This window comes from Cohnella yongneupensis (genome assembly GCF_042655785.1).
Classification (GTDB): domain Bacteria; phylum Bacillota; class Bacilli; order Paenibacillales; family Paenibacillaceae; genus Cohnella; species Cohnella yongneupensis.
This window is the reverse complement of sequence record NZ_JBHSNC010000057.1, coordinates 111261-131586: the sequence shown is the minus strand read 5'-3', so window position 1 is coordinate 131586 and position 20326 is coordinate 111261. Positions and strand designations below refer to the sequence as shown.

Genomic DNA, 20326 nt, shown 5'->3' with positions numbered 1-20326 from the left:
GGCATTCCCGATTGAGAATGCCTCCGTAAGAACGGTAGACTAGCCCCGTAACGCAAAAGAGACTTTCCGATTACCCCGTCGGGTAAGGAAAGTCTCCATGCGAATGGTGGACTGCTTATTAATTCCGATAATTCTTGTATGTTTTGTTGGATGTGAGATTATCACAGCTGATTTCCGTTGTCAACAAACGAATTTTCAAGATTACGAGCCCGTAGCTTTGTTGAAAATCGAGACGACGAACTTGATGCCGCCTTTCGACAAATCATGCAACACGCCTGCGGTCGCACCCGACACGCGGTCCACTAGCGGTTTATGGTCATTGCGCGGTATGCCGTACAATTCCTCGTCGAAATCGTTCAAATCGGACAGACCGTCCGTGTTGGAAGACTGCCGCTTCGACGCCGTCGGCTGCTTCACGGATCGCTCGTTCGAGGGAAGCGTCCATTCATCCGTCGCCTCCGGGTCTCCCGTAGAGCTGTCGCCAACGGACTGGTATTTCCCGTTAACGCTCTCGATTCCTTTCGAAGATAACTCCATCCCGTATAAAACGGCGAACGCGACGATTGCCGCGAGCACCAGCAGCTTGAACGTTTCCCGGCGCATATCCACCACTCCTCATCGTTATTTTTTCGCGCTCGCGTTCACTTTAACCGCATCCTGCTCGTCCCAATATTGCTCCGCGATCACTTTCGCCAGCGCGTCGGCCGTGCGGTAACACTCCTCGAGCGTATTGTCTACGCCGCCGATCTCGATCAGCACGCTGTCCGGGGCGACCGACTGGTTGTACTCGCCGTTGCCGTTCGCCGCCGTTTTGCCCCATACGCCCCGGGACAAGCCGGGATAATCTTTCTCCAGCTTCTCGTGGATCGCGTTGGCGAACGCTTCGTTCTCGCGCCAATTCGGATTGCGGTGTCCGATTATGAAGTACACTTGGGCGTAGTCTTTGCCGTCGATCGTCGCCGTCGTCTTCGATCTGCGTTGGGAGTCTCTATGGATATCGAAAAAGAACGTGAGGTCGTCGTTGCGAGCTAATGCCTGCTTAACAGTCTGCAACGAATATTTGTAGGAATAATTCCAATTATATCCTTTTATCGAGGCGGCATAATCTTTGCTCGAATGCGTGCTTCCGATTCCTTGTTTCTCCAGTTGCTGAGCCAACCGTTTACCTACGAGCGTTACGTTGACCGTCCCGGAATTCGGATCCTTCGTACTGGATTTCAGCTCCGGATAATAAGATTCGCGATTGTGCGAATGGTAGATGAACACGACTTTGCGGCCGTTCGTAGTCTGCACGTCCGTACCGGTATCGTCCGGTTGCTCGTCCGGCGTGGCGGGAGGCGTCGACGCATCGGGCTCCTCTTCGGGAATTTCGGTTTGTTGCGGCGAAGTGGTGTTCGGCTCCTCTTGTTGCTGATCTTCATGGATCGGACTATTGTCCTCCGGCGCGTCCGGCTCGCCTCCGCCCGGCGGACGGAGCAAGACGGAATGATCGCGGTCCATGCCCGGCAATTCTTGCGCGATCAAGCTTTTCGGATCCCCGGGGTTCACGCCCGTCATGAAACGTAGCAGGAAAGATGCGATTTGGTCCGCTTGCAACGTCGAACCGTCTTCTTCCGTCTTCATATTCGGCAGCTCCATGCTCAGCAGCGATTGGAACACTTGTCCCGACAACGATGCGGCCAACCCTCTCATCGACTGCACGGGAGACGCCGCGAGCTTCAGCTGCAGCATGCCGCCTAGCCCTAATAGGATGAACAATACCATCGAACATAAGCTGAGCACGACAAAAGCTTTGCCCGTGATCAGCACCCGCCGCCACTTCGCGCGCAAGCCCGCCCAATCCATCGCCACGACGATTCGTTTCATCGGTTTACCTCCCGGGGCGTCTAGCTGCGGATGCCCTCTCTACTCTCTTGAATTGGTTCATGTATTTGAGCTTATGAGAGGAGCAAAAATGATAGAACCTGATTTTCGGTAGGTTGATAGAGTCGGGGCGGCGAGGGGCGGGCGACTGCGCTAGGAGGGGTAGAGGAGCGAATGCTCCTTTACAACGATATCCCCTTCGCTCAGTTAGGAAGCATGTTCGCAAACTCCGGTGAAATAAGCACATGCGGTCGCGCTAAATCATTCGAAGAGGCGGTCTGCAGCGAAATAAGCACATGCCGTCGCGTTAAATCGTGTGTAGGGGTAGTCTGCGGTGAAATAAGCACATGCGGTGGCGTTAAATTGCTTGTAGAAGCGGTCTGCAGCGAAATAAGCACATGCGGTGGCGTTAAATTACTTGTAGAGGCGGTCTGCAGCGAAATAAGCACATGCCTTCGCGTTAAATCGCTTGAAGAGGCGTCGAGGAGTTAACCTGAGCGACGGGGATATCGTTGTAAAGGAGAAAAACGACCGCCCCACTGAAAGTGGCTGCGGCCGTTACGTTCAACCTTCAGTGCGTATAAGCCGCGACGTTGTCGGTATCGACGGCTTCATGTAAAGCTGCATTCAAACCGCTTGCGATAATGTTGGCGATGTCTTCCATGAACTTGTCGATCTCCTTGGGCGTAACGAGCAAATCATGTCCGATCGGCTGAAGCACTTCTTTGACGAGCTGCAACCGTTCCTGCTCCGCCATCGATCCGAACACACCGAACAGCTGACCGGTTTCCGGGGTATGCTTCTTCATGTGCCCGAATACGAGATCCATCGCGCTGTTGACGATGGTCGAAGCATACACGACGGTCGGAACCCCAATGCCTATACAAGGCACCCCGAGGATGTCTTTCGTCAGCCCTTTGCGTTTGTTGCCGATGCCCGAGCCCGGATGGATACCCGTGTCGGCGATCTGGATCGTCGTGTTCACCCTCTCCAGCGCCTTGGAGGCCAGCGCGTCGATCGCGATGACCAGATCGGGCTTGGACTTCTCCACGATCCCCTGGACGATATCGCTGGACTCGATACCCGTAGTACCTAACACCCCCGGGGCGATCGCGCTGACCGGGCGGTAACCCGGGCTAACCTGATCGGGCATAAGTTCGAAAAACTGCCGCGTCACCATGACGTTCTCCACGACGAGCGGCCCGAGCGCGTCCGGCGTTACGTTCCAGTTGCCGAGCCCGACGATAAGTACGCTGCCCGTAGGCTTCGTACCGATGCGCGCCAGAAACGCTTCGAATTCTTTGGCGAATATCGTCGCGATCTGATCTTGGAGCTCGGTATCCCCTTGGCGCATGCCGGGTACGTCGAGCGTCACGTAATGACCGATCATTTTTCCGATTTTTCTGGCGCCCTCATCGGTTTGTATGTGCATTCTGCTTACGGTCACTTCGCCCTGCGTGTCTTGCTCCGACCAGACGCCGGGTATGTCCTCGCCTCCGGGCGCCGCCATTTCCTTCGCCTCGAGCGCCAAGTCCGTTCGGATATTGTACATCGACAAATCTTTGTCCATCTGTCTGTGTCGAACCCCTTTCCTACGCGGGTAGTCTGCTTACGATAGGCATAACGGATAGCCGGGCATGCTACGGGATAACAGCCTTGCTATTTGACCCCCTCCATGATAGAATGTTACAAGTTGTGTAGAGAAATACTTCTGTTTTTCAGGAGGTGAAAAGAATGCCAAACATCAAATCCGCAATTAAACGTACGAAAACGAGCGAAGCTCGCCGTCTGCGCAATGCTTCGCAAAAATCCTCTCTGCGTACGGCTGTTAAACAAGCCGATCAAGCAGTAGTTGGAACGGACGTTGCTGCAGCTAAAGCAGCGCTTATCGCGGCTCAGAAGAAGTTGGACAAAGCGGCTACTAAAGGGCTCATTCACAAAAATGCAGCTTCCCGCAAAAAATCCCGTCTGGCCAAAAAAGTCAACGCATTGTCCGCACAAGCGTAAGCTAGTGCCTGATGCATATTCAGGTTTCGCGTCCAACCGGCGCGCAGCCAAAGAAAAGCCATCCTTCGCGAAGCGAAAGGATGGCTTTTCTTTGCGTATAGTCACCCTGCTCCGGCAGAGCCCGTCTTCAGTAAAAACAACTCCAATCCGAGCGTCTTATCGACTCGCCCGGTCTTCATAGCGTAGTCAAGCTCCGCAAGCTCCGAGAGCAGCGTCGCAAGCCGTTCCGTGCTGAACTTGCGCGCTTGCTCCGCCGTAATTTTGACCGCATAGGGATGCAAACCCAACTGCCCCGCCATCTGCTGAGGCGAGTACCCCTGGCTCCCCAGCTCCTTCACGTGCAGCATATTGCGGAACTGACGCACCATGAGCGCCATCAGCTTGATCGGCTCTTCTCGTTGCTTCAACAAATCGTAGTACAGCGCGATCGCCGGACCGGTACGAAGCGCGGCAAGCTCCTCCGTCAACCGGAAGACGTTCTGCTCCGTCGCGACCATCACTAGCTCGTTCACGGCATCGACGGTAATGGTCCCTTCCGTTCCCGCATGCAAAATTAGCTTGTCCATTTCGGCGGCTAGCGCATGCATGTCCGTGCCCACGCGGCGAAGCAGCTCTTCCCCCGCGTTCCGATCGAGCGTTCTTCCCCGGCTCGTCGCGCGCTTATGTATCCATTGCGTCAGCTCTTCGGCAGACAGAGGCGTGAACGCGATGACGATCTCGCCGGCTTTGGCCGATTTGACCAGCTTCTTGCGTTCGTCCAGCTTCTCGTGCGGCACGAGAAAAACAAGCACAGTCGTTTCAGAAGGCTGAGCTAAATAAGTTAGCAGCCGCTCCGTGCGATGCTCCACTTTGTTCGATTCTTTGCCCGACGCGAATAAGACGCTATCGCGCACGAGAACGATTTTGCTCGGGACGAGAAAAGGAAGCGTCTCCGCCTCTTCGATAATCGAATCGATCGTCGATTCGCCCGTGTCGAACCGAATCAGCGCCATCTCTCTATGCTCCGCTTCCACGAGCTTCTCGATGAGCCGTTCGGTGAATTCGTTCATGAGATAGGATTCCGTCCCGTAGCACACGTATACGGGCGACACTTTCCCTTGCTTCATATCGCGAAAAGCTTGTTTGACGTCCATCCTGCATCCTCCTCCTGTTCGCCTGCCTCGCTAACGCAACAAAGAGATCACGCCTACGGGTAGGCGCGATCCCTTTGTCCTCGGACATCTATATCAACGTTCGCCGGCCGGCCCATGGTGCCGTGCGCGAACGACCGTGACGCCGTCCGATTGAACGAACGTCAACTCTCTCCATACAATATACGCGCGTTGCGTGCTATCGGTGACGACAGTTAACGTTTAATTTCTTGGCTTGCATCCGCATCGAACGCCAGCGGCCATTGTTTGCCTTGCTCATCCGTCCAAACGTACGTCAGTAGCTTGCTGTCCGGATCCCACGATAGGTGGCTGAGCGCACCCGAACGCTTGTCGGATTCGAATGCCAAGCTGTCGTCCTTAGTCGCATACACTTGGAGCGTTCCGCTTCCTTCGATGGCGACCGCGCGCCACTTCCCGTCGGGAGAGACGATCGCCGCTGCCGGCGAAGCAAGCGAATAACTTGTCGTGCCGCTTTCTTCCGGACTTTTGGCGTCCGCGTTGGTTCCAGATACGCTAGGCGAAGAGCTGATCGCGATGCCCTTGTCGTTCTGATCGACGGCGTCAATGCTTTTCACGGCATCCTTACGATCGCCGTCGGCGAAAGCCGATGAAGGCGCAGGAGCCGATGAAGGCGCAGGAGCCGCCTGCGGCTCGGCGCTTTCAGCCATAACCGTCGGCTCCAACTCCTTGTTGGCGATTGCATCGTCGGTTTTGTTCTCTACTTTCGCTTGCGGAGCCTCTTGGCCCTCGCCGAACTGGTCGCTGGTCGCGTTGAGCGCCGCGGTCTGCCTTTGTTGGATTGGCGCGGCGGCATCAAAGTCGTCATCCGTTGAGCTGCTCGAGAAAGAATTTTGCAACGTGATGAGCAACACCAAACCGATCCCTAAAAACGCGACGAGACTGGACACTTTGCGTACGATCTGTCGGTCAGGCCGGACTGAACGCTTGGGCGCGTAAGGTTCGGTTACTTGATGCTCTTCCTCAGGCGACTCGTTCAGACGGTCCTCATCCAGCCTATCAAGCTCCGGCATAATCGCGTCGACGAGACTGAACTTAGGCGCGACGCGCGGCAAAGCGGTCAAATCGTTTGAAAGCCTTTGAAGACGGTCCAGCATAGCGGCACATTCCGGGCATCGGCCAACATGATCCATCATGAGCGAAGTTTCGTGTTGATCCAAATCCCCGTCCATCTGACGCTGCATGAGTTCCATCACCTCTTGGCAATTCATCCCCGGACACCACCTTTCTGATAATCATGGAGAAGGGTTTGCAGCTGCTGCCTTGCTCTGAATAAATAGGATTTGACGGTATTAAGCGGCAAATTGAGCGAATCCGCGATTTCGTTATAGGAAAAATCCTGCAAGTAACGAAGCACGACGACGGTACGATGATGCTCCGGCAGCTTGCCGATCGCTTCGCGTATTTCTTCAGCCGCATAGGACGAAAGAACTTCGGTTTCTACGTTGTCCCCCGATTCGAATACCAATTCGTGCTCGTCGATCGAGACGGACGGTTTTTTGCGCCGAAATTTATCGATGCATATATTCGTAACGATTCGTTGGACCCATGTCCGAAATTGCGCTTTTTCTTCGTACGTATTGATTTTCGTATAAATGCGAATAAGTGCTTCCTGCGACGCATCCATTGCATCTTGCTCATGATTAAGCAAGTAGTATGCCGTTCGGTACACTTGATTCTCGATTTCGCGAAGCAACGCCACGAGAGCTTCCCTATCGCCCGCTTGCGCGGATTTGATGAGAGCCGGCTCGATCACAGAAGATCCACCTCCCATGCACCCTCTCAGACGCTGTCGTCTTAAGAAAGGTTGCAGTGTTCGATTTGAAAATTTAGACAATCCCTCTATCATTCCAACATTCAGTCTAGCAAAAATGCGCGCAAACGCCTAATGTTTTATGATGGAGAATATTCGTTGGAAAATATCGATACGTCTATCTTATTATCCTTGGCGTTTAGTCCGCCGCTCCATGGAGCCGTCCGGATAGATGCGATATTGTACTTCGCCGTCTTCGTCGGTGCGGAAAACGTGCGTTCCGGCTGCTTCGAGTCGCTCGACGACGGTTGCATGAGGGTGTCCGTACAGGTTGTTTCGTCCGACGGAAATGACGGTATCGATCGGATGCCAGAGGTCGAGCCATTCCTGCGTCGTCGAAGTTTTGCTTCCGTGATGGCCAGCCTTGAGAACGTCTATGGCTGGAGGTGCGGAGGGGGAGGCTGAAGCCGTCAGCGTCGTTGTCGCGACAATCTCCCGTTCCCCTTCCGCTTCCAGGTCTCCGGGTAGCAGGAATGTGCGCCCGTATAAGGTGGCAAGCAAGACAACGCTTCTCTCGTTCTGATCGTTCTCGATCGGAACGGTACTCTTCAAGCGTTGCTCAGATTGCGGCGAGAGAGCGGCGAACGTTAAGGATTCGTCTACTTCCCAAGTCATGGGGGCAGATACCTCATAACAAGGAATGTGCTTGCTGAGCGCAAGTTCGAAAAGCGCCCTCACGTCTTCCGAATCCTTTAAAGTACCATTGAACAGAATCGCGCGAACGGGAATGTTCGCGATGACCGCCTTTGCTCCGCCGATATGATCGGCGTCAAGGTGCGTCAATACGAGCGCATCCAGTTGCCTGATACCACGCTGCAGCAATAAGGGTACAAGCATTTTGCGCCCGATTTCGTATGGATCTTGCCTCTCTCTCCATTCGTCGCTTTTTTTACGAAACGTTACCGTACCTCCCGTGTCAATCAACACATGCTTGCCCCCGCCCGAACGTATGAGGATACTGTCCCCTTGTCCGACGTCAAGGAACATCACTTTGGCGGTTTGATCCGTCCAACCCGGACGTAATCCCCAAACGACCCATAACAGGCTAAGTATGGCTAGTCCAAGCGATAACACAACTTTTATTTTACGTTGATCGCGTACGTACGGTTTGTGTTGTTCTATCGGCTGGGTTACGTTGGCTTGCTCTGCCTGATCTATCGCATGAAAATATTGCTCGTCCCACCACGCTCTCTCCTTACGCCTAGCTAGACGCCAATGAAGCGCAGCGCTTATGCCGGCCATTCCCATGAATCCGGTAACGACCCACGTTAGACTAGGCTGAGGCCACACCGTACGAAGCTGATCGAATGAGGCTAAGTAGTCTACGATTCGGAAAGTCATCTGATTACCGATCGTCGCAAGCATCGCGGGTAACTTCCCGAGCGGCATCCAGCATGCGGCTAATGCGACCGATGCCATGCCAAGCGGCATGACGATGAAGCTGACGAACGGAACGAGCACGAAGTTCGCGAGCAAAGACAACAAATGAACGGCATGGAAGTAATAGACGGTCACCGGAAAAGAAACCGCCTGCGCCGTTAACGCGACGGCAAGCGAACCGCGAAGCCATGCCCATCGGAAGGGCAACGACCCCGTCACGATCGGAACGAACATTAATAACCCCGCCGTCACGATGAAAGACAATTGAAAGCTTACCTCTTCGATCAGACGTGGATTCCATAGCAGCATTAGGAGCGCGGCTGCGGCAAGCAAATGCAGCCCGTCCTTCAATTGATGCCGGCGCGCGAGCCATAGGGCGAGCATGGCCATCAAGCATGCGCGGATTGCTGACGGAGAAGCACCGGTCGCCAGCATATAGACGGGCATCATGGCAATCGTGAAATCGATCGCCCTCTCTCGCGTCAACCTTGCCCATGCGCCTAGCTGGAGCAGCAAGAAAACGACGACTCCGACATGCAGGCCGGAAATCGCCAGGATGTGAGTAAGCCCTAACCGGGCAAAAGCATCGTATTGCTGCGGATCGAAATCCGAAGCTATACCTGCCACGAGTCCTTTCATGTATCCGGCATCCCCATGAGGATACAGCCGATCCATCAGACGGCCAACTTTCGCTCGGAATTGATCCAGCGTTCTTAATGGCTTGAGCTTAAGCGGCGTTACGCCTTTTATTTTTTCGGCCGCTTCGATGCCTTTTGCGTTCAGTACCCAGAATACGCCTCGCTTCTTTAAATACGCGCGGTAATCGAACGCGCCGAAATTTCCCGCGTCCCCGGGATGCGTTAACACGCCTTTTACTTGAATGTGATCACCGCGTTGCCAATCAGACGCCTCCAGTTGCTCCTCTTGCTTGGCGAGTTTCACTCGGACGACGATTGTCTCTGCTATGCTGCTCGGTTTCGCACTCGATGCAAGAGAGACTGTTGCCGTTCGCAGCTTGAACTGTGCGAGATCGCCGTCCACTTCGACAGGTGAGGTAATGACGCCGGACAGCGTCGCCTCCGCTTCCGATAGGTCGCCGGGCACAATTATTTTCGTTACGTTGCTTCGTTCAGCCCACCACCGTTCGCCTGCTCCGATCAACATTGCGGTTACGCAGAGTAGCGCGATGATCCCTCTGGCACGTCCCGATAAACCTATCGCGATTAGAACTAGCGACAAACCAATGACAACGTAAAGTCCGCTATTTCCCGACCATAACGAGGGGATGGCGACTCCGACGATGAAGCAGATCGCAATCACTACAAGCGGTCTTTTATTCATATGGCTGTCGCCTCCTTCGGATGGATGAACAAAAAGAACCTCTTTCGCCTAAAGGCAAAAGAGGTTCTTCCTCTGTTTCTTGCTAACTTGTATCAGCTTAAGATCCGTCTTGCACTTCGGTATCCGAAGGCGGAACGTAGTTCCCAATGCGACGGAACAGAATGCCGCGTTGCTGCATAAGCTCGTTCACTTTGTCGAAGTCTTTCTGATACGGACGGTGATAGACGATTTCCACGATGCCGCTGTTCGCCAGCATGTTCGCGCACGTCCAGCACGGCTGATCCGTCACGTACACGACCGAGCCTTCGCGGTCGACGCGGTCCGTGAACAGGAGAAGATTTTGTTCCGCGTGGATCGTGCGAATACAGCGCTCCTTCTTGATCATGCCTGTATCCGATGCGACGAATTCCTCGACGATCATGCAACCCGCTTCGGAACAGTCATGTACGCCCATCGGCGCGCCGTTGTAGGCCGTTCCCAGCAGCTTTTTGCCCTGCACGAGCACGGTGCCGACATGCCGCCTTGGACAGCGCGACCTCGTCGATACCATGAAGGCGATGTCCATAAAATACGTATCCCAATCTTTGCGCAGGGAAGTCATCTGCTTAATCCCCCGATACTTATGTCTACCGTTGGCTTGCGGCCAACGCTTGTTCCAAATCGCTAATGATGTCTTTAATGCCCTCGGTGCCTACCGACAGACGAATCATGCCTGGCTGCACGCCCGCCGCTCCCTGCTCCTGCTCGGACAACTGTTGGTGCGTCGTGCTCGCCGGGTGAATGATCAGCGACTTCGAGTCGCCGACGTTCGCGAGATGGGAAAACAACTCTACCGCGTTGATTACTTTTTTGCCTGCCTCGATACCGCCTTTAATGCCGAACGTCATAATCGCGCCTTGTCCGTTAGACAAGTAACGCTGAGCTAGCTCGTAGGAAGGGTGACTCGGTAGCCCAGGGTAGTTGACCCATTCGACGGCAGGATGGCTTTCCAGGAATTCAGCGACCGCAAGCGCATTGCTGCTATGGCGTTCCATCCGGAGATGAAGCGTCTCAAGCCCTTGCAAGAACATGAACGAGTTGAACGGCGCAAGCGCCGCGCCCATATCGCGGAGAAGCTGCACGCGCATCTTGATAATATACGCCACCGGTCCGACCGCTTCGGTGTAGACGACGCCATGATAACTCGGATCCGGCTGCGTTAAACCTGGGAACTTGCCGCTCGCCGCCCAGTCGAACTTGCCTCCGTCGACGACGATGCCGCCGATGGAAGTGCCATGTCCGCCAATGAATTTGGTCGCGGAATGAAGCACGATGTCCGCACCATGTTCGAGCGGTCGGCATAAATATGGTGATGCGAAAGTGTTATCGATAATAAGAGGAATGCCGTTATCGTGAGCGATGGAGGCTACCGCCGAAATATCGAGAATGTCTCCTCGCGGGTTGCCGATCGTCTCGGCGAAAACCGCCTTCGTCTTTGGCGTAATCGCTTCGCGGAAGTTTTCCGGGTTGGACGGATCGACGAACTTGACCGTAATGCCGAGCTTCGGAAGCGTGATCGCGAACAAATTGTATGTGCCGCCGTACAGACTCGCGGAAGAGACGATTTCGTCCCCCGCTCCGGCGATATTGAAGATGGAGTATGTGATGGCGGCTTGTCCGGATGCGACCGCTAGCGCGGCTGCGCCTCCTTCAAGCGCGGCGACACGTTGCTCGAAAACATCGGAAGTCGGATTCATAATCCTCGTATAGATGTTGCCGAATTCTTTTAGCGCGAATAAATTGGCAGCATGATCGGTATCGCGAAACCCGTAAGACGTCGTCTGATAGATCGGAACCGCCCTCGACATCGTCGTGGGATCCAACTGTTGCCCTCCGTGAACGGCTAATGTTTCAAGTGAATACGAGCCTTCTTTCGCCATTTAACAAGCCTCCCATAATTCGTGAGATAGTTACCATCTCTCGTATTCTCTCATATTTTGGACATAGAAGAAAGTAAGGCGAAGCATCGGCTTCCCCACTCTCGCGTATTAGCGCACAAACACTTCGGGCGATAGTTTCTCGAGCATTTTCGGACCGATCCCTTTCACTTCAAGCAGCTGTTCCACCGAGCGGTATTCGCCATGTTGCTCGCGATAAGCTATGATCGCCTTCGCCTTGGACGGGCCTATGCCCGGTAAGTTTTCTAGCTGCAAAAGCGTAGCTTCATTCAAGTCGAGACGCGACTCATTAGCTTTGAGATCGGGCTTCGCATCCGGTCCGGGAGCGGCTGGCGATGAAGGCTCTGTCTGTTGGGCGGATGGCTTGACTGGGGATGCCTCAGACTGTTGGACGGGTAAAGCGGCTGGCGATGGCGGCTCGGCTTTTGGGGCAGATGGCTCGTTTGGCGCAGCTTTCGGCGATGGTTTCGATTGGGCTCCGCCGTCACGCGCATAATCGTCGGTCGATTGCGACTCACCGTTCTTGGCGTTAATAGCCGGCGGTTGAAGCGATATTAACGTTTCTTGCAAAGGCGCGTTAACCGGTGTCCAGTCAGGCAATCCGCTCGGCGTACGTTCGAAGTACCATGCCCATATCATTATAATGATCCCGACTGCCCCTAATCCTATCGCAATGCTTGTTCTTCTCGCGTTCACCGTTCAAACCCTCTCTTCTAAAAGGAATGTATTATCGAAAAACGTCATGTCGGCCAAACCCTTCTTCATACAATGGGATGAAGAAAAGGTGCCGGAGGAGGTCTGCAGAAATGAGAATCGGATTTATCGGCGCGGGAAGCATGGGAAGTCTGCTAATGAGCGCCTTCATACGCGTCGGCGCGTTGAAGCCTGACCAGATCGTATCGAGTTCCCGTACCCTCTCCAAACTCTCAGCTCTAGCGGAACGCTATCCCGGCTTGCAGATCGCAAGCTCAAATCGCCAAGTCGCTATAGGCTCCGACTATATTTTGCTGTGCGTTAAACCAATGGATTACCGCTGCGTTATCGACGAAATCGCACCCGTGTTAACGCCTAATCAAATCGTCATCTCTATTACGAGTCCCGTCATGCTTTCACAACTGGAAGAGCTGCTTCCTTGCAAAGTCGTCAAAATCATTCCAAGCGTCGTGAATGGTGTCGGCAGCGGCGCTACTTTGTTCATGTGGGGAACTAGACTGAACGTCGAAGATCGCGCCGAATTGTATCAATTGTTCTCTACGATCAGCCAACCGATCGAAATCGAAGAAGAGGAAGTCCGCGCGGCATCGGATTTATCGAGCTGCGGGCCTGCGTTCCTAGCTTATTTGCTGGAGGAATTTATCGTCGCCGCCGTATCGATGGGCATGGATCGCCAGACCGCTACTTCGCTGGCCAGCGAAATGATGCTCGGTACGGCGCGCATGCTGCTCGAATATCCCTGCACGCCCTCAGAGCTCCAGGCCAAAGTGAGCGTTCCCGGCGGCATCACGGAAGTGGCGCTCGAAGTGCTCCGCAAAACGACCCGCGGCGCCTTCATGCAAGTACTCAACACGACCCACGAGAAATTCGCAGAAGACCTTGACCGCGTCGAAGGCGCCTTGTTTCCTCGGGAGCGGACTTAGGGGGTTAGATTGGCAATAATAGTATCCTTCGCTCTATCGCTTGCGATAGAGCTTTTTTATTGCGGCTTATTCGTGTAAATTAGCCGCTTCACCATTAGTAGCTCGATGCCATCGTGCTATTACGGTTTCACTCGCCACTTCCACTTCAGTATAACTCGATACTATCGCTCTATTGCGTGCTAACTTGCCACTTCGCCTTCAGTAACTCGATGTCATCGCGCTATTGCGTGCAAACTTGCCACTTCGCTAACAGTAACTCGATGCCATCGTGCTATTGCGTGCAAGCTTGCCACTTCGCCTTCAGTAACTCGATATCATCGCGCTATTGCGTGCTAACTTGCCACTTTGCCTTCAGTAACTCGGTACCATCGTGCTATTGCGTGCAAACTTGCCACTTCGCCTTCAGTAACTCGATATCATCGCGCTATTGCGTGCAAACTTGCCACTTCACCTTCAGTAACTCGATATCATCGCGCTATTGCGTGCAAACTTGCCACTTCGCCTTCAGTAACTCGATATCATCGCGCTATTGCGTGCTAACTTGCCACTTCACCTTCAGTAACTCGATATCATCGCGCTATTGCGTGCAAACTTGCCACTTTGCCTTCAGTAACTCGGTACCATCGTGCTATTGTGTGCTAACTTGCCACTTCGCCTTCAGTAACTCGATACCATCGCGCTATTTGCATATATGCTCGCATGCCCCTAGTTGAATAAATATTCCCGTGCAAGTGGGAGTAATTGATAGCCATGATTTCGTAATTTCCCAGCCTTCACGGGAGCGAGTAGTTTTCTCGTGGCCAAGCCTCTCACGACTTTTCTAGCAAATTCGTGAGCACATCCTAAGCAATACTTCACATCCTCAAGCTTTATCGGACGCATCAACCGAATGCCATAACGCAACACCTCACGCTCGTAGACGGACAGTTCCTCCATTGCCCGGCTTCCGGCTACGATTGAATGGATGCCGAGAAATTCCCGCAAGTCTTGACGGCACATCTCCGGCTCCTTGTCGAGCTCGTCCTTGCTGAAAGGGTAATACACGTACGTATAAGCTGCCATCTTGCGTACGCGTCTTTTCTCATAAGCGAATCGGCGTCGGGTAATCATCTCGGCGTGAGGCACGAACCCCTCGCACTCAAACCCGATGGAGAGCGGCTCGAAGAACGCATCGATAAAATTCCGTTCGCCATTCGCCCCTCTCATCTCGAACTCAAGCGTTACTCCCTCTAACGTACTGAGTACTGGCCACACGACCTCCATAAGGAGTTGTTTCGTCCCCGTCAAATCTCCCTCCAGCAACTCCTTCCTCTGCCCGCTAGCGGCCGTTCGTTGCATGGCTAACAATCGTTCAAACGCCTCTTCAAAAATCATCTATGCGCACCTCCTTGAAATAAAAAACGCCGCCTGCCCCGGACGGGGCAAACGGCGTGTTCTTCACGCAGAGTGAAACAGATTTTGTGCCGCAGCTTAATTAGCCACGATATTTACGAGCTTGCCTTTAACCGCAACGACTTTGCGGATCGTTTTGCCTTCGATCAGCGCTTGAACCTTCTCGAGGTCCATCGCGATCGCTTGCATGCCGGATTCGTCAAGATCCGCGGCGATGCTGACGCGATCGGCGATCTTGCCGTTCACTTGCACGACGATCTCGACTTCGGCGTCTACCGTCAGCGAGACATCGTACGCAGGCCATGGCGCATAAGTGACGGAGCCTTCTCCGCCCAGCTTCTCCCACAGCTCCTCGGAGATATGAGGAGCGATCGGCGCCAGCATTTGAACGAAATGCTTCATCGCCTCTTTCGGCAGCACTTCCGACTTGTAAGCGTCGTTGATGAAAATCATCATTTGGCTGATCGCCGTATTAAAGCGCAGGCCTTCGTAGTCCTCGCCGACTTTCTTCAAGCTCTTATGCCACGTGCGGCGGAACGATTCCTCGCCCGAAACGTCCTTGATCTTCTCGTTCAGGCTGCCGCTGTCGTCTACGAACAAGCGCCATACGCGAGCTAAGAAGCGATATACGCCTTCTACGCCGTTCGTGTTCCATGGCTTCGTCGCCTCCAAAGGACCCATGAACATCTCGTACATCCGGAGCGTATCGGCGCCGAACTCTCCGACGATTTCATCCGGATTGATGACGTTGCCGCGGGATTTGGACATTTTCTCGTTGTTCGTGCCCAAAATCATGCCTTGGTTAACGAGCTTATGGAACGGCTCTTTCGTATTCACGACACCGATATCGTACAGCACCTTATGCCAGAAACGAGCGTACAGCAAGTGAAGGACCGCGTGCTCCGCGCCGCCGATATACAGGTCGACCGGCAGCCATTCCTTCTGCTTCTCCGGCGAACAAATCGCCTCTTCGTTGTGCGGATCGATGAACCGCAGGTAGTACCAGCAGCTGCCTGCCCATTGCGGCATCGTATTCGTCTCGCGGCGACCGCGACGGCCTGTCGCCGGATCGACGACGTTCAGCCAGTCCTCGACGTTAGCCAATGGCGACTCCCCCGTGCCCGAAGGCTCGATCGCGTCGATATCCGGCAGCAGGAGCGGAAGCTCCGATTCCGGAACCGTGTCCATCGTGCCGTCTTCCCAGTGAATGACCGGGATCGGCTCGCCCCAATACCGTTGGCGGCTGAACAGCCAATCGCGCAGACGGTATGTGACTTTTCCTTTGCCTTTGCCGTCTTTCTCCAGACGAGCGATCATCGCGGCGATCGCTTCCGCCGTGTTCATGCCGTTCAAAAAGGCCGAGTTCACCAGCTTGCCGTCGCCCGTGTAAGCCGCTTCCGCAACGTTGCCGCCCTCGACGACTTCCAAGATCGGCAAACCGAACTTCGTAGCGAATTCCCAGTCGCGCTCGTCGTGGCCAGGTACGGCCATGATCGCGCCCGTGCCGTAGCCGCCGAGCACGTAGTCCGCGATCCAGATCGGCACTTTCGCGCCGTTAACCGGATTGATCGCGTATGCTCCCGTGAACACGCCGCTCTTATCTTTCGCCAAGTCGGTACGCTCAAGGTCGCTCTTGCGCGCGGCCGCGTCGACATACGCGCCGACTGCAGCTTTTTGCTCGTCGGAAGCGATAACGCCCACCAATTCATGCTCAGGCGCCAATACGCAGTACGTCGCTCCGAACAGCGTATCGGGACGCGTCGTGAACACCGTCAACGCCGCATCGTGACCCTCGATCGCGAAGTTCACTTCCGCGCCTGTCGACTTGCCGATCCAGTTTCGCTGCATGTCCTTGATGCTCTCGGACCAATCCAGCTCCTCCAGATCCTCTAACAGCCGTTCCGCGTATTCCGTAATGCGGAGCATCCATTGACGCATCGGCTTGCGGATAACCGGATGGTTGCCGCGTTCGCTAAGACCGTCGATGACTTCCTCGTTCGCAAGCACCGTGCCCAGTGCCGGACACCAGTTCACGGGCACTTCCGCGACATATGCGAGACCTTTTTTGTACAGCTGTATGAAAATCCATTGCGTCCACTTGTAATAATCCGGATCCGTCGTGCTGAATTCGCGATCCCAGTCGTACGAGAAGCCTAGCGACTTGATCTGGCGGCGGAAGTTGTTGATGTTCTCCACCGTAATATCGCGCGGGTGGCGGCCGGTTTGCAACGCGTATTGCTCAGCTGGAAGGCCGAACGCGTCCCATCCCATCGGATGAAGGACGTTAAACCCTTTCATCCGCTTATAACGGCTGACGATATCGGTCGCCGTATAACCTTCAGGGTGACCTACGTGCAACCCCGCCCCGGATGGATAAGGGAACATATCGAGCGCGTAAAATTTCGGTTTATCCGCATCCTCGGTCGTGCGGAACGTCTTATTGGCGTCCCAATACTTTTGCCATTTCGGCTCGATCGTCAACGGATCGTATTGCTTGTTTTGTTCGCTCATCGTCTGTTTAAGCTCCTATTCGCGGGATATTCCCCTTACTTACATGCGCCAAAATACAAAAAATAAAAACCCCCCGCCCTAGCGAAATCGCTAGGGACGAGAGGTTAATTTCCCGTGGTACCACCCTAGTTGACGAAGCCCCTGCCTGAGGATTCGCCCACTTGAGCCCCGTAACGAGGGGGCGTCGCCGCGCTAAGCGCGAAGGCTCCAAGGCGAGTTCATCGTAGTCGTCGTCCGGCTTGCACCACCCGCCGGCTCTCTGGGCGACTTCCATCGATTACTATTCCTCTTCACAGCCATAATGTATGCCCTTGATTATAGCGATTCGAGGCAAATGATGTCAAGTTCCGCGCACCTGCGTCCGCGCCGGCACAGACACCTCTTTACACGCCCCGCTTGTTCCCCCACAACCAAGCGTGCAATTGAGGAAGAACGCGTACGTCCTTCAGCTCCTCCGATGACATAGCCGTATCGACGAGCCATAAGTAACGATCCATCAGACGACGAAGCAAAACGGATGAATCTTGCTCCTTCACGTCGTCGTTCCCGGCTTGCAAATAAAAAGTAACGCCCGGATAACGGTGATGAACAGAGGTTGCGTATCGTAAATCGGCTTCGTCGAAAATGACGACTTTGAGACTGTACGATCTTCCTTCCGACCGCAACTTGCCGACGATCTCGTCCAGCACGTCCCAATCAGTCGTCATGCCGGAGCTCGGAGGCTTGGGCGACAGCGTCAAGTCATCGATGCGATGAAACCAATCTTGCCACCGGCTGCCTTGCGTTTCCAATGCCACCTTCACGCCCTCGGCATGAAGCAGGTCGATCAGCTCGCCAAGCTGAGGCAACAACGCGGGGTTGCCTCCGGACAGCGTAACGTGCGAGAAAGTCGAACCGCCGACCTGTCGCAGCTCCTCCCAAACTTCCGAAGCTGTGATCATACGGATATCTTGTTTGCCCGAGCCGTCCCACGTAAACGCCGAATCGCACCAGGAGCAACTATAGTCGCAACCCGCCGTGCGGACGAACATCGTCTTTTGCCCGATGACCATGCCTTCGCCCTGCACCGTCGGTCCGAACACCTCTAGTACCGGAATCCGGCGCCCAAGAGCTTCTTTACTCATGCGCGCCTCCCGCTCCCGGTCGATAAATCACGTAACTCGTCGGCGTCTCCCGCAGGAAAACTTGCACGCAACGCGGCTTATTGTCCATACCGTCCAAGTAACTTTGCACGATGTCGCACAGCACTCTGGCTACATTTTCCGTCGTCGGATACCGCTCGGGAGAATCGTCTCCGAAGTATTCGGAATGACCATTCAGCACGGAATGGTCGAACTTGTCGTGCACGAGCTTCTTGATCGTCGAGAAATTAACAAGAAAACCGCTCTCGTCCAACCGGTCTCCGGCAATCGTCAAGTTGGCGAAATACGTATGTCCATGCATTCTTGCGCAATCTCCAGCGTGCTCGGAAGGCACGTAATGAGCGGCGGCGAATTGCATATCTTTGTTCAGTTCATAGCGATAAGGGTGCTGTACGAATGGGTAAATTTGCTGAATCATAGACGTACTCCCTCGCTTTGGGCCGCTTCGTACTCCCGCAGCCCTCTGCTGCGAAGCAAGCAAGCCGGACACGTGCCGCATCCGTCGGCGATAACGCCTTCGTAACACGTAAGCGTACGATTGCGAACGAAATCAAGCGCGCCGAGATCGTCCGCGAGCTGCCACGTCTGCGCCTTCGTGAGCCACATAAGCGGCGTGTCGATGACGAACTCGTAGTCCATGCTAAGATTCAGCGTGACGTTAAGCGACTTCACGAATATGTCGCGGCAATCCGGGTACCCGCTGAAATCGGTTTGGCAGACGCCGGTTACGATATTTTTCGCTCCGACCTGCTTAGCCAATACGGCCGCGAACGACAGGAACAGCAAGTTTCTCCCGTCTACGAAAGTCGAAGGAAGCTGCCCCTCCTCGTGTTCGATCGCCATGTCGTGCCTCGTCAGCGCGTTCGGCGTTAACTGCCCGAGCAACGACATGTCGAGCAAGTGATGCCGCACGCCGAGCTCCTTCGCGATGCTAGCCGCGCACTCCAGTTCCAGCGAGTGGCGCTGTCCGTATTGGAACGTAACGGTTTCAACTTCTTCGAACTCCCGCAATGCCCACAGCAAGCAGGTCGTGCTATCTTGACCGCCGCTGAAGACGACGACGGCTTTGCCTTTTCTCATGTTGACGCAATCTCCTTCCCAAGTAAAACGGCTTCGACGTCCTAAGGACGGCATAATACGTTTGTATCGAGCTATCAGATGAGTATAAGGAGTTAAACACTTATTCTTCTGATAGTTAAAATAAAAAACGGGCGCTAAGGAGCGACCGTTTCCTTAGTTTTTTATAGAGGGTGTATGCTAGAACCTCTCCCGAAGGCTGCCATCGTAAGGGCGGGCGATCGGATTTGTATGCTGTTGTACTTATAATACCTTATTTTTGTCGGAAATGCTCGTCCTTCTTACAAGGCTTTGTGAAAATTTTGTTGCATTGTTGTGTCTCGATTATCGTCGGACCGCCCCGTTCCAGAACAGCTCGACGATCATATCGGCCAGCTCCTCGACGCTCGGCTTCCGATCGCCAAGCTGCTCTCTGTTGCCAAGCATCAATAAAGCCGAGAACGCATGGGACAGCAGCATCGGATCTCCCATGGCGAGCTCGCCGTTTTGCATCCCGGCATGGAAAGCCTCAGCGAGCACTTCGTGTATGCCGTGCTCGGCTATGCGAATGTCCCGTAGCTGGTCTTCGGACAAAAAAGGAACCGCTTCGCGCATCATGCTCTCGAAATCCGTGTGCATGCGCGATAGCTTCGTCCGGGCGATTCGTCCGACCCGTTCTTTTAAACTACCTTCCCCCTCCAACAGGTCAAACGTGCGCCGACGGATTCGACTCATCATCTCGATGACGGACATCGCGAACAAATCCGCTTTGTTGGTGAAATAATAATAGACGGAAGCTTTCGTAACGCTTGCGCGGTCCGCGATCATATTAATCGACACGGGCTCGTACCCGAGCTCCATGAACAGCTGCGAAGCCGCGCTCAGCACCTTATCTCTCATCGGGACGCCTCCTGCGGCAACCTTCGGTCTGCCCGGAGTTCGTCTAGTCGGTTCGTGCGAGGATTTCATACGCTCGGCTTCTCCATTCGTTGAACGTTATATTATATATTGATTAATTAACCTACCGGTATATATAATTAAGTAGTTCTATAACCATTATAGCCTCAATGGCGGATCA

At 54.2% G+C, this 20326-nt stretch carries 18 protein-coding genes, 1 riboswitch and 1 other annotated feature; of the genes, 2 read left to right on the top strand and 16 right to left on the bottom strand.

Translation table 11 applies throughout. The features are described from left to right. Positions 1 to 201 precede the first annotated feature (201 nt). The 3 genes from ACFPQ4_RS21925 to gpr all read right to left on the bottom strand — a co-directional run bounded on the left by ACFPQ4_RS21925 (position 202) and on the right by gpr (position 3433). Positions 202 to 603 (bottom strand): DUF3679 domain-containing protein, encoded by a 402-nt coding sequence (locus ACFPQ4_RS21925; protein ID WP_378114056.1) that lies wholly within the window; start codon positions 601 to 603, stop codon positions 202 to 204. Between the two features lie 18 nt (positions 604 to 621). Beyond that, positions 622 to 1866, bottom strand: a complete 1245-nt coding sequence (locus tag ACFPQ4_RS21920; RefSeq protein WP_378114055.1) for a stage II sporulation protein P — start codon at positions 1864 to 1866, stop codon at positions 622 to 624. Between the two features lie 568 nt (positions 1867 to 2434). Then, positions 2435 to 3433 carry a GPR endopeptidase gene (gene gpr / locus ACFPQ4_RS21915; RefSeq protein WP_378114054.1) on the bottom strand — a complete coding sequence of 333 codons (999 nt, stop codon included), beginning with the start codon at positions 3431 to 3433 and terminating at the stop codon, positions 2435 to 2437. 164 nt (positions 3434 to 3597) lie between these two features. On the opposite strand from gpr, the gene rpsT reads away from it, so the two are divergent. Next, on the top strand, positions 3598 to 3870 hold the full coding sequence (gene rpsT, locus ACFPQ4_RS21910; protein ID WP_378114053.1) for a 30S ribosomal protein S20: 273 nt from the start codon (positions 3598 to 3600) through the stop codon (positions 3868 to 3870). Positions 3871 to 3971: 101 nt separating this feature from the next. Here rpsT and holA read toward each other — a convergent pair whose 3' ends face one another. From holA to ACFPQ4_RS21875, 7 genes are all read right to left on the bottom strand, one after another. After that, positions 3972 to 5003 carry a DNA polymerase III subunit delta gene (gene holA / locus ACFPQ4_RS21905; RefSeq protein WP_378114052.1) on the bottom strand — a complete coding sequence of 344 codons (1032 nt, stop codon included), beginning with the start codon at positions 5001 to 5003 and terminating at the stop codon, positions 3972 to 3974. A gap of 212 nt (positions 5004 to 5215) precedes the next feature. Continuing rightward, complete coding sequence (locus tag ACFPQ4_RS21900; RefSeq protein WP_378114051.1) at positions 5216 to 6250, bottom strand: anti-sigma factor family protein; 1035 nt, start codon at positions 6248 to 6250, stop codon at positions 5216 to 5218. Further along, entirely contained in the window at positions 6247 to 6795 is a 549-nt protein-coding gene (locus ACFPQ4_RS21895; protein WP_378114050.1) for an RNA polymerase sigma factor, read from the bottom strand. Before ACFPQ4_RS21895 ends, ACFPQ4_RS21900 begins: the two co-directional genes overlap by 4 nt. 183 nt (positions 6796 to 6978) lie before the next feature. Then, entirely contained in the window at positions 6979 to 9573 is a 2595-nt protein-coding gene (locus tag ACFPQ4_RS21890) for a DNA internalization-related competence protein ComEC/Rec2 (protein WP_378114049.1), read from the bottom strand. A gap of 97 nt (positions 9574 to 9670) precedes the next feature. After that, on the bottom strand, positions 9671 to 10174 hold the full coding sequence (locus tag ACFPQ4_RS21885) for a deoxycytidylate deaminase (protein WP_378114048.1): 504 nt from the start codon (positions 10172 to 10174) through the stop codon (positions 9671 to 9673). A gap of 25 nt (positions 10175 to 10199) precedes the next feature. Continuing rightward, the gene (locus ACFPQ4_RS21880; RefSeq protein ID WP_378114047.1) at positions 10200 to 11492 is read right to left on the bottom strand and encodes a homocysteine synthase; all 1293 of its coding nucleotides are present in this window, start codon (positions 11490 to 11492) and stop codon (positions 10200 to 10202) included. A gap of 108 nt (positions 11493 to 11600) precedes the next feature. Continuing rightward, on the bottom strand, positions 11601 to 12206 hold the full coding sequence (locus ACFPQ4_RS21875) for a ComEA family DNA-binding protein (protein ID WP_378114046.1): 606 nt from the start codon (positions 12204 to 12206) through the stop codon (positions 11601 to 11603). A gap of 110 nt (positions 12207 to 12316) precedes the next feature. Between ACFPQ4_RS21875 and comER the strand changes: the two genes are divergently transcribed. After that, the gene (gene comER / locus ACFPQ4_RS21870) at positions 12317 to 13147 is read left to right on the top strand and encodes a late competence protein ComER (protein ID WP_378114045.1); all 831 of its coding nucleotides are present in this window, start codon (positions 12317 to 12319) and stop codon (positions 13145 to 13147) included. Between the two features lie 705 nt (positions 13148 to 13852). Here comER and ACFPQ4_RS21865 read toward each other — a convergent pair. The 6 genes from ACFPQ4_RS21865 to ACFPQ4_RS21840 form a co-directional block, all read right to left on the bottom strand. Further along, a complete protein-coding gene (locus ACFPQ4_RS21865) occupies positions 13853 to 14521 on the bottom strand; it encodes a hypothetical protein (protein WP_378114044.1) in 669 nt (222 codons plus the stop codon). A gap of 96 nt (positions 14522 to 14617) precedes the next feature. Beyond that, positions 14618 to 17050, bottom strand: a complete 2433-nt coding sequence (gene leuS, locus ACFPQ4_RS21860) for a leucine--tRNA ligase (RefSeq protein WP_378114043.1) — start codon at positions 17048 to 17050, stop codon at positions 14618 to 14620. 89 nt (positions 17051 to 17139) lie between these two features. Next, positions 17140 to 17353 (bottom strand) — a binding site (T-box leader). Positions 17354 to 17433: 80 nt separating this feature from the next. Continuing rightward, positions 17434 to 18174 (bottom strand): 7-carboxy-7-deazaguanine synthase QueE, encoded by a 741-nt coding sequence (queE, locus tag ACFPQ4_RS21855; RefSeq protein ID WP_378114042.1) that lies wholly within the window; start codon positions 18172 to 18174, stop codon positions 17434 to 17436. Further along, positions 18167 to 18610 carry a 6-carboxytetrahydropterin synthase gene (locus ACFPQ4_RS21850; RefSeq protein WP_378114041.1) on the bottom strand — a complete coding sequence of 148 codons (444 nt, stop codon included), beginning with the start codon at positions 18608 to 18610 and terminating at the stop codon, positions 18167 to 18169. The genes queE and ACFPQ4_RS21850 overlap by 8 nt, the downstream gene beginning before the upstream one ends. Further along, the gene (queC, locus tag ACFPQ4_RS21845) at positions 18607 to 19272 is read right to left on the bottom strand and encodes a 7-cyano-7-deazaguanine synthase QueC (protein ID WP_378114040.1); all 666 of its coding nucleotides are present in this window, start codon (positions 19270 to 19272) and stop codon (positions 18607 to 18609) included. The genes ACFPQ4_RS21850 and queC overlap by 4 nt, the downstream gene beginning before the upstream one ends. 147 nt (positions 19273 to 19419) lie before the next feature. Then, positions 19420 to 19465: riboswitch (PreQ1 riboswitch) on the bottom strand. 128 nt (positions 19466 to 19593) lie between these two features. Then, positions 19594 to 20148 (bottom strand): TetR/AcrR family transcriptional regulator, encoded by a 555-nt coding sequence (locus tag ACFPQ4_RS21840; protein ID WP_378114039.1) that lies wholly within the window; start codon positions 20146 to 20148, stop codon positions 19594 to 19596. Between the last annotated feature and the right edge of the window lie 178 nt (positions 20149 to 20326).